This window comes from Sphingobacterium sp. UBA7253, assembly GCF_002472745.1.
Classification (GTDB): domain Bacteria; phylum Bacteroidota; class Bacteroidia; order Sphingobacteriales; family Sphingobacteriaceae; genus Sphingobacterium; species Sphingobacterium siyangense.
On the sequence record NZ_DKSP01000025.1, the window covers coordinates 14,820 to 15,659 of the forward strand.

Below are 840 nucleotides of genomic sequence, written 5' to 3' on the forward strand. Positions count from 1 at the left end.
GATCATATTGATGAATTCAGATGGCAGTCCTATAGATGCCCTTAAATATGCCATAGACCAAAAGCCAAGTGATTTAAAATTGGCAGATATCACATCTGCAGCTATCACTTCACTGCATAAAAACAATACAAATGGTTTCTTTTTAATGATTGAAGGTGGAAAAATTGATTGGGCATGCCATGCAAATGATGCGGCTACAACGATTCAGGAAGTATTGGATTTCAATGCCTCCGTACAACTCGCCTATGATTTTTATAAAAAATTCCCAAATGAAACACTTATAGTCGTTACGGCGGACCATGAAACAGGAGGATTAGGTGTCGGTAATGGAAGTTCTTCGCTGAAAACAAAATTCTTGTCCCACCAAAAAACCTCGCATGCAGAACTTTCGAACGCAATTGGCAACCTTCGTAAGAATAATCCAAATGCAACATGGGACGATCTCAAGAATCTCATTGCTGCTCAAACTGGTTTATTTTCCAAAATTACAATCCATGAAACTGATCGTAGTGCTTTAGAAGCTGCCTATCAAAAAAGCTTTGTCGATCATCAAAATGAAACCGCAAAAAGCCTTTACGCAAGCGACGACAAAATAGCCGCATTGAGTATTTCAATCTTAAATCGGATGGGATCAATAAGCTGGGCCTCTAACAACCATTCGGCCGCCTATGCACCGGTATATGCGATCGGAGTTGGCTCCGAGCAATTCAGTCAGAAAATGGATAACACAGATATACCAAAGAAAATCGCTACAGCAGCACAACTTAGTTTGGACTAAACAAAAAAAGATCCTCAAGAAATCTTGGGGATCTTTTTTATGAGCCTCTTATCGGAATCGAA

1 protein-coding gene and 1 tRNA gene (1 of these 2 cut by a window edge) are annotated in these 840 nt (G+C 39.6%); one reads left to right on the forward strand and one right to left on the reverse strand.

From position 1 onward, the window contains the following. Positions 1-778 (forward strand): alkaline phosphatase (locus B2X72_RS01665; RefSeq protein WP_286848146.1); only part of this gene is annotated, 778 nt, incomplete at its 5' end. Positions 779-820: 42 nt separating this feature from the next. Here the strand turns inward: B2X72_RS01665 and B2X72_RS01670 are convergent. Beyond that, a tRNA-Thr gene (locus tag B2X72_RS01670) sits at positions 821-840 on the reverse strand; it runs 167 nt beyond the window's last position.